Annotated in this window: 12 protein-coding genes; 9 read left to right on the plus strand and 3 right to left on the minus strand. The window is 61.9% G+C overall.

Going from position 1 to position 15,303, the window contains the following annotated elements; translation table 11 throughout:
- Positions 1-49 precede the first annotated feature (49 nt).
- On the minus strand, positions 50-1,429 hold the full coding sequence (locus tag J7302_RS16865; protein WP_215377290.1) for a glutamine synthetase family protein: 1,380 nt from the start codon (positions 1,427-1,429) through the stop codon (positions 50-52).
- Between the two features lie 276 nt (positions 1,430-1,705).
- On the opposite strand from J7302_RS16865, the gene J7302_RS16870 reads away from it, so the two are divergent.
- The 8 genes from J7302_RS16870 to J7302_RS16905 all read left to right on the plus strand — a co-directional run bounded on the left by J7302_RS16870 (position 1,706) and on the right by J7302_RS16905 (position 10,952).
- Positions 1,706-2,458, plus strand: coding sequence for a gamma-glutamyl-gamma-aminobutyrate hydrolase family protein (locus tag J7302_RS16870; RefSeq protein WP_215377292.1), 753 nt, complete (start codon positions 1,706-1,708; stop codon positions 2,456-2,458).
- A gap of 145 nt (positions 2,459-2,603) precedes the next feature.
- On the plus strand, positions 2,604-3,962 hold the full coding sequence (locus J7302_RS16875) for a glutamine synthetase family protein (protein ID WP_215377294.1): 1,359 nt from the start codon (positions 2,604-2,606) through the stop codon (positions 3,960-3,962).
- A gap of 63 nt (positions 3,963-4,025) precedes the next feature.
- Complete coding sequence (locus J7302_RS16880) at positions 4,026-5,393, plus strand: aspartate aminotransferase family protein (RefSeq protein ID WP_215377297.1); 1,368 nt, start codon at positions 4,026-4,028, stop codon at positions 5,391-5,393.
- 157 nt (positions 5,394-5,550) lie between these two features.
- A complete protein-coding gene (locus J7302_RS16885; protein ID WP_215377299.1) occupies positions 5,551-6,651 on the plus strand; it encodes a polyamine ABC transporter substrate-binding protein in 1,101 nt (366 codons plus the stop codon).
- Between the two features lie 158 nt (positions 6,652-6,809).
- A complete protein-coding gene (locus J7302_RS16890; protein WP_215377533.1) occupies positions 6,810-7,889 on the plus strand; it encodes a polyamine ABC transporter substrate-binding protein in 1,080 nt (359 codons plus the stop codon).
- A 140-nt stretch (positions 7,890-8,029) separates the two neighbouring features.
- On the plus strand, positions 8,030-9,172 hold the full coding sequence (potA, locus tag J7302_RS16895) for a polyamine ABC transporter ATP-binding protein (protein WP_215377301.1): 1,143 nt from the start codon (positions 8,030-8,032) through the stop codon (positions 9,170-9,172).
- On the plus strand, positions 9,169-10,077 hold the full coding sequence (locus J7302_RS16900; protein ID WP_394359097.1) for an ABC transporter permease subunit: 909 nt from the start codon (positions 9,169-9,171) through the stop codon (positions 10,075-10,077). The genes potA and J7302_RS16900 overlap by 4 nt, the downstream gene beginning before the upstream one ends.
- Positions 10,074-10,952: an ABC transporter permease subunit gene (locus J7302_RS16905; RefSeq protein WP_215377303.1), complete on the plus strand. Its 879-nt coding sequence runs from the start codon at positions 10,074-10,076 to the stop codon at positions 10,950-10,952. Before J7302_RS16900 ends, J7302_RS16905 begins: the two co-directional genes overlap by 4 nt.
- A 213-nt stretch (positions 10,953-11,165) precedes the next feature.
- On the opposite strand, the gene J7302_RS16910 is transcribed toward J7302_RS16905, so the two are convergent.
- Positions 11,166-13,547: a penicillin acylase family protein gene (locus tag J7302_RS16910; protein ID WP_215377305.1), complete on the minus strand. Its 2,382-nt coding sequence runs from the start codon at positions 13,545-13,547 to the stop codon at positions 11,166-11,168.
- Between the two features lie 107 nt (positions 13,548-13,654).
- Here J7302_RS16910 and J7302_RS16915 point away from each other — a divergent pair, with 107 nt between their 5' ends.
- Entirely contained in the window at positions 13,655-14,701 is a 1,047-nt protein-coding gene (locus J7302_RS16915) for an AraC family transcriptional regulator (protein ID WP_215377308.1), read from the plus strand.
- Here the strand turns inward: J7302_RS16915 and J7302_RS16920 are convergent.
- Positions 14,688-15,269 carry a DUF6436 domain-containing protein gene (locus tag J7302_RS16920; RefSeq protein WP_215377310.1) on the minus strand — a complete coding sequence of 194 codons (582 nt, stop codon included), beginning with the start codon at positions 15,267-15,269 and terminating at the stop codon, positions 14,688-14,690. The genes J7302_RS16915 and J7302_RS16920 overlap by 14 nt on opposite strands.
- Between the last annotated feature and the right edge of the window lie 34 nt (positions 15,270-15,303).

Consider the following 15,303-nt stretch of genomic DNA (forward strand, 5'->3'; position numbering starts at 1 on the left):
GAGGCAGATAAAACGACGCCGGCCCTTGGGGCCGGCGTTGTGGACTCGCTTACACGGTATGCAGATACCAGTTGTATTCGAGGTCGGAGATGGAGTGTTCGAACTCCTCCAGCTCGCTTTCCTTACAGGCGACAAAGATGTCGATGTAATCCGGGCTGATGTACTTGGCCAGAATTTCGCTGTCGTCCAGTTCGCGCAGTGCATCGCGCAGGTTGTTCGGCAGGCTCTGTTCCAATTGCTCGTACGAGTTGCCTTCGATGGGGGCGCCGGGCTCGATCTTGTTGGTCAGGCCGTGGTGGATACCCGCAAGGATCGCCGACATCATCAGGTAAGGGTTGGCATCGGCACCGGCAACGCGGTGTTCGAGGCGTACCGAGTCCGGGCTGCCGGTCGGCACGCGCAGCGCGACGGTACGGTTGTCCAGGCCCCAGCTCGGTGCGTTCGGTACGTAGAACTGCGCGCCGAAACGGCGGTAGGAGTTCACGTTCGGGCACAGGAAGGCCATCGACGCTGCCATGGTCTCGAGCACACCGCCGACCGCATGACGCAAAGCGGCGTTCTGCTCGGGATCATCGGCGGTGAAGATGTTCTTGCCGGTCTTCTTGTCGATGAGCGAAATGTGCACGTGCAGGCCGTTGCCCGCCTGGCCCGGATAGGGCTTGGCCATGAAGGTGGTGTCCATCTCATGGTCGTAGGCGATGTTCTTGATCAGGCGCTTGAGCAGCACCGCGTAGTCGCATGCCTTGATCGCATCGGTGACGTGGTGGAGGTTGACCTCGAACTGCGCCGGGGCGCTTTCCTTGACGATAGCGTCGGCCGGAATGCCCTGGACCTTCGCCGCTTCGAGGATGTCCTGGAGGCAGTCGGCATATTCATCCAGGTCGTCGATCAGGTAAACCTGGGTCGACTGCGGACGCTTGCCGGAGATCGGCGAGCGAGGCGGCTGCGGACGGCCGTTCAGGTTCTCCTGGTCGATCAGGTAGAACTCCAGTTCGAAAGCCGCGCAAATAGTCAGGCCCAGCTCGTCAAACTTCTCCACGACCTGACGCAGTACTTCACGTGGGTCAGCAAAGAAGGGCTGGCCTTCCAGTTCGTGCATGGTCATCAGCAGCTGCGCGGTAGGACGCTTCTGCCAAGGCTCGTCACTGAGGGTTCCCGGGATGGGATAGCAGATGCGGTCAGCGTCGCCGATGTCCAGGCCGAGGCCTGTACTTTCGACGGTGGATCCATTGATGTCGAGAGCGAAGAGTGAAGCAGGGAGGTTGATGCCCTTTTCGTAGACTTTGTGGAGGCTGGCGCGTTCGATTCGCTTGCCTCGTACCACTCCATTCATATCTGCAATTAGTAGGTCGACGAACTGGACCTCAGGATGTTCCTTAAGGAATTCGTTCGCTTCTTGAAGCTGAACGGCACTCGGGGGTACCGACATGATGCAACACCTTTTTTGTTAAAAATATCAATCACGCAGAATCTAAGGTGAGAGTCAATCCGAATCACCCCAGGTTGTCAAGCTGACCCTATTTTGCCCTAAAAGTGGGCCTGATGGCCAGTTTTGGGGCGTTCCAGGGCGTTCATACTTCTCTCGGAGCCATGCCGGGCGCGGTGCTCAGTGGAGTGTGTTCAATTTTTTACGGCCCTATTGTGTAAAAAAATGAACAACGCTAAGCTCGGTCGAAACCCATAACAGCAATAAAACGGGTGTCTCATGGCTCGCCTGCCGTTGATCGGCGTAACCGCTTGTACCAGGCAGTTAGGATCTCAGTCCTACCACACTGCGGGTGACAAATACGTTCGTGCGGTGGCGGTCGGAGCCGGGGGGCTTCCCCTGGTGATTCCGGCCCTCGCGGAACTCATTGATCAGCCAACTCTCCTGGCCAGCCTGGATGGACTGCTTTTCACCGGCTCTCCTTCCAATATAGAACCTCATCATTATCAAGGCTCGGCCAGTGAGCCGGGCACGCCGCATGACCCGGGGCGCGATGGCACCACTTTGCCTCTTATTAGCGCAGCAGTAGCGGCAGGTATTCCGGTGCTGGGGATCTGTCGCGGCTTCCAGGAGATGAATGTGGCATTCGGCGGCACCCTGCATCAGAAGGTGCATGAAGTAGAAGGACTCATGGATCACCGCGAGCCGGACGATCAGCCGCTCGAGGTCCAGTACGCCCCCCGTCATCCGCTGCATGTGCAGCCGGGGGGCATTCTCGACGGCATCGGCTTGCCGTCCGAGATCCAGGTCAACTCCATTCATGGCCAGGGCGTTGAACGTCTGGCGCCGGGCCTGCGTGTAGAGGCTCTGGCGCCAGATGGGTTGGTCGAGGCCTTTTCGGTCGAAGGCGCCAGCAGCTTTGCCCTCGGAGTGCAGTGGCACCCCGAATGGCAAGTTCGATCCAACCCAAACTATCTCGCCATCTTCCAGGCCTTTGGTGAGGCTTGCAGGAAGAGGGCGGGGAAACGCTGAACGGGGAGATCGCCTGCAGTTAGCCGATGAGTTTGCCGGGTCATGGAGTTCGGACTGTACTGTCCGTGGCTGGAAGCCCCTGTGTGGACGATCGGTAGCAAACCTGCAGATGCCTTCTTGTGAAGCTCTCAATCCTGAGGTCTTTATGACTACCAAGCTCGACCAGCTCACAAGCTGGCTGAAAGAACGCAAAATCACCGAAGTTGAATGCATGATCAGTGATCTTACTGGTATTGCACGAGGTAAGATCTCGCCGACGAACAAGTTTCTGGACGAGAAGGGCATGCGCCTCCCGGAGAGCGTGCTGCTGCAGACCGTAACCGGCGACTACGTCGAAGACGACATTTATTACGAGCTGCTCGACCCGGCCGACATCGATATGTTCTGCCGTCCTGACGAGCATGCCGTCTATCTGGTGCCTTGGGCTATTGAACCCACCGCGATGGTGATTCACGACACCTTCGACAAGCAGGGCAACCCGATCGAGCTGTCCCCGCGCAACCTGCTCAAGCGCGTGCTCAAGCTCTATGCCGACAAGGGCTGGAAGCCCATCGTTGCGCCGGAGATGGAGTTCTACCTGACCAAGCGCTGCGATGACCCGGACTTCCCCCTGCAGGCGCCGTTAGGCCGCTCGGGCCGCCCGGAGACTGGTCGCCAGTCCTTCTCGATCGATGCGGCGAACGAATTCGACCCGCTGTTCGAGGACATGTACGACTGGTGCGAAATGCAGGACCTGGATCTGGACACCCTGATCCACGAGGAAGGTCCGGCGCAGATGGAGATCAACTTCCGTCACGGTGATGCCCTGGAACTGGCCGACCAGATCCTGGTGTTCAAGCGCACCATGCGTGAGGCCGCGCTCAAGCACAACGTGGCAGCCACCTTCATGGCCAAGCCGATCACCGACGAGCCGGGCAGTGCCATGCACCTGCACCAGAGCGTGATCGACATCAAGACCGGGAAAAACATCTTCTCAAATGAAGATGGCTCCATGAGCGAGTTGTTCCTGCACCACATCGGTGGCCTACAGAAGTACATCCCCGAGGTGTTACCCCTGTTCGCGCCCAACGTGAACTCGTTCCGCCGTTTCCTGCCGGATACCTCGGCGCCGGTGAACGTGGAGTGGGGCGAAGAGAACCGTACCGTGGGCCTGCGCGTACCGGATGCCGGGCCGCAGAACCGGCGTGTGGAAAACCGCCTGGCCGGCGCCGATGCCAACCCTTACCTGGCCATCGCCGCCAGCCTGCTGTGTGGCTACATCGGCATGGTGTCGGGCGCCAACCCGAGCGCGCCGGTGAAGGGCCGTGGCTACGAGCGCCGCAATCTGCGCCTGCCGCTGACCATCGAGGCGGCGCTGGAGCGGATGGAAAGCTGCCGGGATATTGAAGAATACCTGGGCAGCAAGTTCGTGAAGGCCTATGTCGCGGTCAAGCGCGCCGAACATGAAAACTTCAAACGGGTGATCAGCTCCTGGGAACGTGAGTTCCTGCTGCTCTCCGTCTGATCCAGAACGGAGTGTCGGCCACGCCGGCCGGCACTCCAGATGTGTGTATATCGAGGTATGGATATGAACAGCCAAGTGACCAACCCCCAGACCCGTGAGTGGCAAGCGCTCGGTCGCGACCACCACCTGCCACCGTTCACCGACTACAAGGCGCTGAACGCCAAGGGTGCGCGGATCATCACCAAGGCAGAGGGCGTTTACATCTGGGATAGCGAGGGCAACAAGATCCTCGACGGCATGGCGGGCCTGTGGTGCGTCAACGTCGGTTACGGCCGTGAGGAGCTGGTGCAGGCTGCGGCTCGCCAGATGCGCGAGCTGCCCTTCTACAACCTGTTCTTCCAGACCGCGCATCCGCCGGCACTGGAACTGTCCAAAGCCATCGCCGACATCGCCCCGGAAGGCATGAACCATGTGTTCTTCACCGGTTCCGGCTCCGAGGCCAACGACACCGTGCTGCGCATGGTTCGCCATTACTGGGCCATCAAGGGCCAGCCGCAGAAGAAAGTCATCATCGGCCGCTGGAACGGCTATCACGGCTCCACAGTTGCCGGCGTCAGCCTGGGCGGCATGAAAGCGCTGCACGGACAGGGCGACCTGCCGATCCCCGGGATCGAGCACATCGCGCAGCCCTACTGGTTCGGCGAAGGCGGTGACATGGCGCCGGAAGAGTTCGGCGTATGGGCGGCCGAGCAGCTGGAGAAGAAGATTCTCGAAGTGGGTGAGGAGAAGATCGCGGCCTTCATCGCCGAGCCTATCCAGGGCGCAGGTGGTGTGATCGTTCCGCCGGAAACCTACTGGCCGAAGATCCGCGAGATCCTCGCCAAGTACGACATCCTCTTCGTCGCCGACGAAGTGATCTGTGGCTTCGGCCGCACCGGCGAGTGGTTCGGCAGCCAGTACTACGGCCTTGCCCCGGACCTGATGCCTATCGCCAAGGGTCTGACCTCCGGCTACATCCCCATGGGCGGCGTAATCGTGCGTGACGAGATCGTCGATACCCTGAATGAGGGTGGAGAGTTCTACCACGGCTTCACCTACTCTGGTCACCCGGTTGCGGCTGCGGTAGCGCTGGAGAATATCCGCATCCTGCGCGAAGAGAAGATCGTCGAGAAGGTCAAGGCGGAAACGGCACCGTATTTGCAGAAGCGCTGGCAGGAGCTGGCTGACCACCCGTTGGTTGGCGAGGCGCGTGGGGTCGGGATGGTTGCGGCCCTGGAGCTGGTCAAGAACAAGAAGACCCGCGAGCGTTTCGCCGACGGCATCGGGATGCTGTGCCGTGAGCACTGCTTCCAGAATGGTCTGATCATGCGCGCGGTCGGCGACACGATGATCATTTCGCCGCCGCTGGTGATCAACAAAGATGAGATCGACGAACTGGTGACCAAGGCACGCAAGTGCCTGGACCTCACCGCGAGTGCAGTCAAAGGCTGAGAAAAAGGGCTGGCTTACGGCATTTCGCGATTGCGACTGTTGTAAGCAAGCCCTCGACCTTGCCAGACTTCGCCGGTGCGTTGGCCAGGCTCACCGAGTGGTGGCGTATTCGGTACGACGCCGCTCGGACACTTCAACAAAAAATGGAGCTACCCGCATGATCAAAAACTTCGGCAAAACCCTGCTCGCCCTGACCCTGGCTGGTGCCGTGGCCGGCATGGCCCAGGCTGACGACAAGGTACTGCACGTTTACAACTGGTCGGACTACATCGCCCCGGATACCGTCGAGAAATTCACCAAGGAAACCGGCATCAAGGTCGTCTACGACGTATTCGACTCCAACGAGACCCTTGAGGCCAAGCTCTTGGCCGGCAAGTCGGGTTACGACATCGTGGTGCCGTCCAACAACTTCCTGGCCAAGCAGATCAAGGCCAAGGTTTACCAGCCGCTGGACAAGTCCAAGCTGCCGAACTGGAAGAACCTGGACACGAACCTGCTGAAGACCGTCGAAGTGTCCGATCCGGGCAACAAGTACGCCTTCCCCTACATGTGGGGTTCCATCGGCATCGGTTACAACCCGGACAAGGTCAAGGCCGTACTGGGCGACAACGCCCCGGTGGACTCCTGGGACCTGCTGTTCAAGCCGGAAAACATCGAGAAGCTGAAGGCCTGCGGCGTTTCCTTCCTCGACTCGCCCACCGAGATCCTGCCGATCGCCCTGAAGTACCTGGGCCACGATCCGCTGAGCCAGGACCCCAAGCAGCTGAAGGAAGCCGAGGCGCTGTTCCTCAAGATCCGTCCGCACATCACCTACTTCCACTCTTCCAAGTACATCTCCGACCTGGCCAACGGCAACCTCTGCGTGGCCGTGGGTTACTCGGGTGACGTGTACCAGGCCAAGTCCCGCGCCGAAGAGGCCAAGGCCGGTGTGAACGTCGCCTACAACATTCCGAAAGAAGGTGCTGGTACCTTCTTCGACATGATCGCCATGCCGGCAGACGCGGCTAACCCCGAAGCTGCCTACGCCTTCATGAACTTCCTGATGAAGCCGGAAATCATGGCGGAGATCACCAACGAGGTGCAGTTCCCCAACGGGAACGCCGCCGCCACCGATCTGGTCGACGAGGCGATCCGCAAGGACCCGGGTATCTACCCGACCCAGGAGACCATGGCCAAGCTCTACGCCTTCCCGGACCTGCCGGCCAAGGTGCAGCGCGCAATGACTCGTACCTGGACCACCATCAAGTCGGGCAAGTAAGCACGGCTCCCGTGCCCGGCGGGGACTCCCCGCCGGTGCCCGGACCGAGAAGCAGAGAACCGTGAGTTCATTGGTCCGGGTGCGGGAATAACCTGGGCTCCTTCCGGCGACGCCGGAGACCACAAGAGGACGAACCTGTGCATTTCCAGATCCGCAAGATGATGATCACTGCCGTCACCACCTTGAGCCTGGTCGCCCAGGCCCAGGCCCAGGCGGATCAGTCGGTGCATATCTATAACTGGTCGGACTACATCGGCGAGACCACCCTGGCGGATTTCCAGAAGGAAACCGGCATCAAGCCGGTGTATGACGTCTTCGATTCCAACGAGACCCTGGAAGGCAAATTGCTGGCGGGCCACACCGGCTATGACGTCGTGGTGCCGTCCAACCACTTCCTCGGCAAGCAGATCAAGGCGGGCGCGTTCCAGAAGCTCGACCGCAGCCAACTGCCCAACTGGCAGAACCTGGACCCGAACCTGCTCAAGCAGCTCCAGCGCAATGATCCCGGCAACGAGTACGCCGTTCCCTACCTGTGGGGCACCAACGGCATCGGCTACAACGTGGAGAAGGTCAAGGCTGCGCTTGGCGTGGACCACATCGACTCCTGGGCGATGATCTTCGAGCCCGAGAACATCAAGAAGCTGAGCCAGTGCGGCGTGGCGTTCCTCGACTCGGCCGATGAGATGATTCCGGCCATGCTCAACTACCTGGGCCTGGACCCCAACAGCAAGAACCCGGACGACTACAAGAAAGCCGAGGCCAAGCTGATGGAGATCCGTCCCTATGTGACCTACTTCCACTCCTCCAAGTACATTGGCGACCTGGCCAATGGCGACATCTGCGTCGCTGCCGGTTTCTCCGGCGACATCTTCCAGGCCGCGGCGCGTGCCGAGGAAGCGGGCAAGGGTGTGGAAATCGCCTATTCGATTCCGAAAGAGGGCGGCAACCTCTGGTTCGACATGCTGGCCATTCCGGCCGGGGCGACGAACGCCAAAGAGGCCCATGCCTTCATCAATTACCTGCTCAGGCCCGAGGTGATCGCCAAGGTCAGCGACTACGTTGGCTATGCGAACCCAAACCTCAAGGCCAGTGAGCTAATGGATCAGGAAGTACGTACCGACGAGTCCGTCTACCCGCCACAAGCGGTGCTGGACAAGCTCTATGTTTCGGCGGAGCTGCCGCCGAAAGTCCAGCGGCTGATGACCCGCAGCTGGACCAAGGTCAAGTCGGGCAAATGACGCACGGCCGGGACGCCCGCCATCCGCGGCGGGCCCACCGCGCCACCAAGGCGTAGCCATGCAGGATGCTTGGCTCTCGCCCATGCTGTAAAAACGCGCCCGGCCGCGGTGGTCGGGTAGTAAATTCTGGGAGTGTGGTAATGGCAATAGCCTCCGGTGCCTACAAGAAAGCCCTCGAGGGCAACCAGCAGCCTAAAGAGGTGCTGGTGAAAATCGACCGGGTGACCAAGAAGTTCGACGAGACGGTGGCTGTGGACAGCGTGTCCCTGGACATCAAGAAGGGTGAGATCTTCGCCCTGCTCGGCGGTTCCGGTTCGGGTAAATCAACGCTGCTGCGCATGCTCGCAGGCTTCGAGCGGCCGACCGATGGACGCATCCTCCTCGACGGCGTCGACATCACGGATATGCCGCCCTACGAGCGCCCGATCAACATGATGTTCCAGTCCTATGCGCTCTTCCCGCATATGACTGTTGCGCAGAACATCGCCTTCGGACTTAAACAGGACCGTCTGCCTGCCGCCGAGATCGACCAGCGCGTCAACGAGATGCTCAAGCTCGTACAGATGACCCAGTTCGCCAAGCGCAAGCCGCATCAGCTTTCCGGCGGTCAGCGTCAGCGCGTGGCTCTGGCTCGCTCGCTGGCCAAGCGTCCGAAGTTGTTGCTGCTCGACGAGCCGATGGGCGCCCTGGACAAGAAACTGCGTTCGCAGATGCAGCTGGAACTGGTGGAGATCATTGAGCGCGTGGGCGTGACCTGCGTGATGGTGACCCACGACCAGGAAGAGGCCATGACCATGGCCCAGCGCATCGCCATCATGCACCTGGGTTGCATCGAACAGATCGGTAGCCCGGTGGATATCTACGAGACTCCGATCAGCCGCCTGGTCTGCGAATTCATCGGCAACGTCAATCTGTTCGACGGCGAAGTGGTGGAGGACGCCGAGGCCCATGCGTTGATCGCCTGCCCGCAACTGGAGCGACCGATCTTCGTCGGCCACGGCGTGACCACCTCGGTGCAGGACAAGCGCATCACCTACGCCCTGCGTCCGGAGAAGCTGCTGGTCACCACCGAACAGCCCGCCTGCGAGTACAACTGGTCGCGCGGCAAGGTCCACGACATCGCCTACCTGGGCGGCCACTCGGTGTTCTACGTCAAGCTGCCAAACGGCTCCATCGTCCAGTCCTTCGTCGCCAACGCCGAGCGCCGCGGCACTCGTCCGACCTGGGATGACGAAGTGTTCGTCTGGTGGGAAGACGATAGCGGAGTGGTGCTGCGGTCATGAGAATTCCCAAACTGAAAAATGTGCTGCCGAGCGGCCGGCACCTCGTCATCGGGGTACCGTTCTTCTGGCTGTTCCTGTTCTTCCTGCTGCCCTTCGTCATCGTGCTGAAGATCAGCTTCGCCGAAGCGGACGTGGCGATTCCCCCCTACACGGACATCTACACCTGGGCTGACAACCAGCTGCAGGTCATCCTCAACCTGGGTAACTACCTGATACTCAACGAGGACGAACTGTATTTGGCGGCCTATCTGGGTTCGCTGAAAATCGCCTTCTTCAGCACCCTGCTCTGCCTGCTGATCGGCTACCCGATGGCCTACGCCATCGCCCGCGCCGGCAAGGAAGCGCAGACCGTGCTGCTGTTGCTGATCATGATGCCGACCTGGACGGCGATCCTGATCCGCGTCTACGCGTGGATGGGCATCCTCAGCAACAACGGGCTACTGAACAGCTTCCTGATGGGCCTGGGCTTGATCAGCGAGCCGCTGCAGATCCTCAACACCAACACCGCGGTGTACATAGGCGTCGTCTACTCGTACCTGCCGTTCATGATCCTGCCGCTCTACGCCAACCTGGTGAAGCACGACCCAAGCTTGCTCGAAGCGGCCTCGGACCTCGGTTCGAGCACCTTCAACAGCTTCTGGAAGATCACTGTGCCGCTGTCGAAGAACGGCATCATCGCCGGCAGCATGCTGGTGTTCATCCCGGTGGTAGGCGAGTTCGTGATCCCGGAACTGCTCGGCGGCCCCGAGACCCTGATGATCGGCAAGGTGCTCTGGCAGGAGTTCTTCAACAACCGCGACTGGCCGGTGGCATCCGCGCTGGCGGTGGTGATGCTGGCGATCCTGATCGTCCCGATCATTCTCTTCAACCGTAACCAGGCGAAAGAACTGGAGGGCAAGGTATGAAACGCTTCGGTTTCTCCACCTTGATGCTGTGGGCGGGTCTGCTGTTCATCTATCTGCCGATGCTGATCCTGGTCATCTACTCCTTCAACGGTTCCAAGCTGGTAACCGTCTGGGGCGGCTGGTCGGTGAAGTGGTACGTTGGCCTGCTGGACAACACCCAGCTGATGAGCTCGGTCGGCCGCTCCCTGGAGATCGCCCTCTACACTGCGGTGGCCGCGGTGGCACTGGGAACCCTGGCGGCCTTCGTGCTAACCCGTATCCCGCGCTTCAAGGGGCGTACGGTGTTTGGCGGCATGGTCACTGCGCCGCTGGTGATGCCGGAGGTGATCACCGGTCTGTCGCTGCTGCTGCTGTTCGTGGCCATGGCGCAATTGATCGGTTGGCCCCAGGAGCGTGGCATCGTCACCATCTGGATCGCCCACACCACGTTCTGCTCGGCCTACGTGGCGATCGTGGTATCGGCGCGCTTGCGTGAGCTGGACCTTTCCATCGAAGAGGCGGCCATGGACCTGGGCGCTCGACCTTGGAAGGTGTTCCTGCTGATCACCATCCCGATGATCGCGCCTTCGCTGGCGGCGGGCGGCATGATGTCATTCGCCCTGTCGCTGGACGACCTGGTCCTGGCCAGCTTCGTCTCCGGTCCCGGCTCCACCACCCTGCCGATGGAGGTTTTCTCCGCCGTGCGCCTGGGGGTGAAGCCGGAAATCAACGCCGTGGCCAGCCTGATCCTGCTGACCGTCTCGCTGTTCACCTTCTTCGCCTGGTTCTTCACTCGCCAAGCCGAGGAGCGTCGCAAGCGGGCCGTCCAGCAGGCGATGGATACCATGGCCGAGGAAGCCGCCGGCTCCAGTTGGAAACCGGCTCAGGCTGCCTGATCGCTTAAGCCGATACGACAATGGCCACCTTTGGGTGGCCATTGTCGTTTTCAGTGGGGGCTTGGCAGGCCGCCGGCCTGCTTGGCGAATGAATTCACCCCTACAGAACTGCGCCGCTCCCTTCCCCCTTTGGGAGAGGGGCCGGGGGTGAGGGATGCCTCATGCCGCGCCAGAGCTGTTGGGCTTCAGATGCATTTGCCCAACCCGCAGTTCTCAGTTCGCCGGCTTTAGCACCAGCGTTTCCCGGCTGTTGGCTTTCACGTCTTCCTCGCTGAAGTGCATCGGCAGGTATTCGCCTTTGATGTACGCCTCGGCCTGGTCGGCGTAGTGGCGGTCGAAGGGCACCCCGCTCTGGCCAACCGGGTTGATGCCCAGGCCGTGGGCACCGTCGGCGAGGTCGATCAGGCGACGCGTCGAGGGGCCGTAGATCACCTGCCAGGGCGCCGGGCCGACCCGGTGCGAGAGATTGTTCGGCGTTTCGTGGCCACCTGGTGCGGCAAAGGCCCCGACATTGAACAACCTATCCAGCGGCTGCTGCTGACCCAGCGGGTGGTTGTGCGTCAGGGGGTGCGCCGATCCCCAGATCCATTTGGCGCTGTCATCGCCAAAAGTCTTCTGCAGATGGGCGAGGCTCGCCTGCCAGGCCACCTTGACGATGTCGGCGCGTTTTTCGACAGGCTCGGTGCCGCGCTTATCCCACCAGGGCGAACCGGCATCCGCGGTCAGGCGTGGCAGGGCCACGTCGAGCGCGCGGGTCTGTAGCAGGCTGTCGAAGAATGCATCGCCCAGTTCGTCGCGCATCACGGCGTTGGTCAGCTCGTAGGCCAGTTGGTTGAACAGGGTCGCTGGCACGGAGTCCAGTTCGTGATCGCCATTCCAGCTTGCCAGCTGCTCGACCAGCTGCTGCTCGCGTTCGCCGGTAGCTGCCGTGCGCAGCTCATCGAGGATGGGGGCGAGCAGACGCGGGGCGTAGCCGGTGCCAGGGTCCAGCTGCAGCGCCTGGCTGTTGTTCAGGTCCCACTTCACATCGGCCTGGGCCAGCTTCTGGTTCAGGCGCTGGCCGCGGTCCGGCAGGTTGTAATAGCCGGGTATCGCGACGCCGGTGGGCGATTGCGGCTGGTAGTTGGCGGAGACGATGTAGCCGCGCTCGGGGTTCTCCTCTTGCGGGTTGGCGCTGAAGGGCAGGAAGCCGGGTTTGTCCGCCGCTGCAGAACTGCCATCGAGGATGAAGTAGGGGTTTACACCATCGGGACGCTGCGCAAGCTTGGCGGCAGCCCACCAGCCGATGTCCCCGTCGGCATTGGCCCAGATCACGTTCAGCCCGGGTGCGTGGATCTTTTCGGCAGCAGTGCGGGCCTTGTCCAGGGTGTTGGCGCGGTTGAGCTGATAGAAGGCGTCGAGGATAGGGTTCTCGGTTTCGAGGAAGGCCCACCACATGGCGATCGGCGTCTTTCCGGCGGCGGCGCCGAGGGCGTCGTTGATGATCGGACCGTGGGCAGAGCGGCGCAGGGTCAGCGTGATCGGCTCGCCATCCTTGACCCGGATGGTCTCCTCACGTTGCTCGAGGTCGACCCAGCGGCCCTGGTACCAGACTTGCTGCGGGTTGTCCGGGTTGCTCTTCTCGGCAATCAGGTCGAGGTCGTCGTTCTGGAACATCGTCAGGCTCCAGGCGAACCGCTCGTTATGCCCCAGCGATGCCGTGGGATTGAGTGCCTGGTGATGGCCGTAGAGGTTGAAACCGGGGTAGCTCAGTTGTGCTTCGTACCAGACGGCGGGCACCGCGAAGCGGATGTGCGGGTCGCCAGCCAGCAGCGGCTTGCCACTGGCGGTACGACGGCCGGAGACGGCCCAGGCGTTACTGCCTTCGAACTGTGGCAGGCCGGCTTCTACCAGGGCTTGCTGGCTGAGGCGGGCGAGGCGGCTGAGGTCGTTCCAGTCATTGGTGGCCAGCGTTTGGCCGACCACGCCCTCGGGGTGCCATTCGAGGTCGAAAGCTTTCAGGTAGTCGGCGCCCAGCTCATCGCGCACATAGGTCAGCACCGGCTCGGTGCGGAAGGCAGCGGCAAAGCTGTAGGCCATGTAACCGGCCACGGAAAGGGTGTCTTCGACGGTGAATGGGCGTTTCTCGATGCCCAGCAGGTCGAATTCCACCGGCGCCGGGCGGCTGCCCTGGAACTGGTTGATGCCGTCGAGATAGGCCAGCAGCGCCTTGGCTGCCGGGCTGTTCATGTCCATCTTGCGCGCGTAGTCGTCGGCATGGGCCCGAATGCCGAGGGTGCGGAACAGACGGTCGGTGTCGACCAGCCTGGCACCCAAGGCTTCGGCCAACTCGCCCCGGGCCAGGCGGCGCAGCATCTCCATCTGGAACAACCGGTCCTGGGCATGGACGAAGCCGAGGGCGCGGTACATGTCGGCCTCGTTGGCGGCCTGGATATGCGGGACGCCGCGCTCGTCGTAGCGCACCGTGACTGGCGCATCGAGATGGGCGAGGGTCAGTTCGCCGCTGCGCTGCGGCTTGCTGCTTTCGCTGTACCAAGCGGCGCCAGCGGCCGTGGCGGCGATGATGACACCCAGGGTGGTCAACGTACGTTTCATGAACGGTTCTCCTTGTTCTGGTGTCAGCATTGTCCTTGGCTGGCAGTGCCAGGGCATTGACCGGCGACTCGCGGGCTGGAAGTCTTTGGTCAATCCAAGGAGTGCCCATGTCCCACGACGACGCTGATGCCTGGCCCATTTCGCCTTTGACCCATTCCGCCACCCTCAGGCGCCTGCTCTACGAGGCGCTGACCGAGCTCGGCCTGGACCCGACTCGCGTCTACCAGGGCATCAACCAGCATCGGCGCCTGCGGCCTCCGCCAACGGACGGGCGTCTGTGCCATGACGAGGCGCCGTTGTTCTGGATGGCCGCTGATGCGCTGACCGGCGATCCCGACATCGGCCTGCACCTTGGCGAAGTGATGAAGCCGCGCCTGCTGGATGTGGTCGGTTATCTGTTGCTGGCCAGTCGGGATCTGGAGCAAGCGCTGGAAAGCTTCCTGCGTTTCCAGCACATTCTTTCCGGCGGCTTCGTCGCCCACCTTCAGGTGGACGGCCGGCACGCACGCCTGGTGCTCGACCTCAACTACTTCGGCTTCCCTTCGCTGCGCCAGCAAATGGAGTGCCTGGCCCTGCTGTTCACCAAGCTGCTCAAGTTCATCACGGACGATGAGTTCTGCCTCGACGGCGTGGAGTTTCGCCACCCCAGACCGCGGCGCGTCGGCGAACATTTCCGCCTGTTCGGTGTGTCGCCGAGTTTTGCCGGCGAGCACGATGCCCTGGTATTTCCTGCTGCGCTGCTCAAACGGCCATCGCGCACCGCCAATCCAACCATGCACCGCCTGCTCTGGCAGCATGCCGAAGCACAGTTGGCTGCGCTGGCGGAGAACGACCTGCTCAATCGTCTGAGTTATCTGTTGGGAGTGCGTCTGGGGCGGGCAGATTGTTCGATGGCGGCGTGCGCAACCGAGTTGGGGCTATCCGCGGGTGCCCTGCAGCGGGCCCTGGCCGACCAGGGTAGCAACCTGCGGCGGGTGCGCGAATCAGTGCAGCAGGCGCGGGCTCAGGCCCTGCTACGGGAAGGCCAAGCAATCCGCGAAGTAGCTCGCGCCTGTGGTTTCACCGAGCTGTCGCCTTTCTACCGGGCGTTCCGCCGCTGGTACGGCATGCCACCGGAAGCCTATCGGGAGCGGCTCTTGGTCAAGGTTCCGTAGTTGTCCTCCAGCTGCAGAAACAGCCGGAGGCCAGGGTTCCTGCGGCGGCGACGGGGCGGTTGGCGATCAGGGCTTCGAGGACGGGCTCGATGAAGCTGTTGGCGGAATTGCATACAGCACCTTCGCTGTAGGGGCCGAAGTAAGCCAGGTGACCGTCCTTGTCCCAGATGCCCACCGCTGGTACGGCGGGCACCTGGTCGGCCCCCGGCACCTCTTTCAGCGGCTGCAAGGCTTGCAGGGTGGGCGGCAGGTGGCCCGAGCTGCCGGGCTTCTGCACGGCATAGAACTCGACGCCTTGGGCCACGAAGCGCTCGATCAGTTCAGCCAAGTGTTGCTGGTTGCCGGCATTGCATGGGCAGGCCGGATCCCAGAAGTGCACCAGGCGGATCGGCCCCGGCCCGGCCAGGTTCACCGGAAGCTGCAGGTTCTCCCCGGAGAACACCGTCGCCTGTGGATTGAAGGGGCGGATATAGCGTGTCTCGTACCAGCGATAGGCGGCGAAGGTTGCGGCGATACAGGCGACTACGAGCAGACAGCTGAGCAGGGTCTTGGGGCTGGACGAACGCATGCGGAGTTGGCCATACAAAGGGCGTGTAGCTTGC

The sequence above is a fragment of the Metapseudomonas boanensis genome (assembly GCF_018704125.1).
Taxonomy (GTDB): domain Bacteria; phylum Pseudomonadota; class Gammaproteobacteria; order Pseudomonadales; family Pseudomonadaceae; genus Metapseudomonas; species Metapseudomonas boanensis.

What these genes read in the sequence shown, in the direction of transcription:
- J7302_RS16870 (WP_215377292.1), top strand. Translation starts at nt 1,706, where the DNA reads ATGGCTCGCCTGCCGTTGATCGGCGTAACCGCTTGTACCAGGCAGTTA.
- J7302_RS16900 (WP_394359097.1), top strand. Translation starts at nt 9,169, where the DNA reads ATGAGAATTCCCAAACTGAAAAATGTGCTGCCGAGCGGCCGGCACCTC.
- J7302_RS16865 (WP_215377290.1), bottom strand. Translation starts at nt 1,429, where the DNA reads ATGTCGGTACCCCCGAGTGCCGTTCAGCTTCAAGAAGCGAACGAATTC.
- J7302_RS16885 (WP_215377299.1), top strand. Translation starts at nt 5,551, where the DNA reads ATGATCAAAAACTTCGGCAAAACCCTGCTCGCCCTGACCCTGGCTGGT.
- J7302_RS16890 (WP_215377533.1), top strand. Translation starts at nt 6,810, where the DNA reads ATGATGATCACTGCCGTCACCACCTTGAGCCTGGTCGCCCAGGCCCAG.
- potA (WP_215377301.1), top strand. Translation starts at nt 8,030, where the DNA reads ATGGCAATAGCCTCCGGTGCCTACAAGAAAGCCCTCGAGGGCAACCAG.
- J7302_RS16880 (WP_215377297.1), top strand. Translation starts at nt 4,026, where the DNA reads ATGAACAGCCAAGTGACCAACCCCCAGACCCGTGAGTGGCAAGCGCTC.
- J7302_RS16905 (WP_215377303.1), top strand. Translation starts at nt 10,074, where the DNA reads ATGAAACGCTTCGGTTTCTCCACCTTGATGCTGTGGGCGGGTCTGCTG.
- J7302_RS16910 (WP_215377305.1), bottom strand. Translation starts at nt 13,547, where the DNA reads ATGAAACGTACGTTGACCACCCTGGGTGTCATCATCGCCGCCACGGCC.
- J7302_RS16915 (WP_215377308.1), top strand. Translation starts at nt 13,655, where the DNA reads ATGTCCCACGACGACGCTGATGCCTGGCCCATTTCGCCTTTGACCCAT.
- J7302_RS16875 (WP_215377294.1), top strand. Translation starts at nt 2,604, where the DNA reads ATGACTACCAAGCTCGACCAGCTCACAAGCTGGCTGAAAGAACGCAAA.
- J7302_RS16920 (WP_215377310.1), bottom strand. Translation starts at nt 15,269, where the DNA reads ATGCGTTCGTCCAGCCCCAAGACCCTGCTCAGCTGTCTGCTCGTAGTC.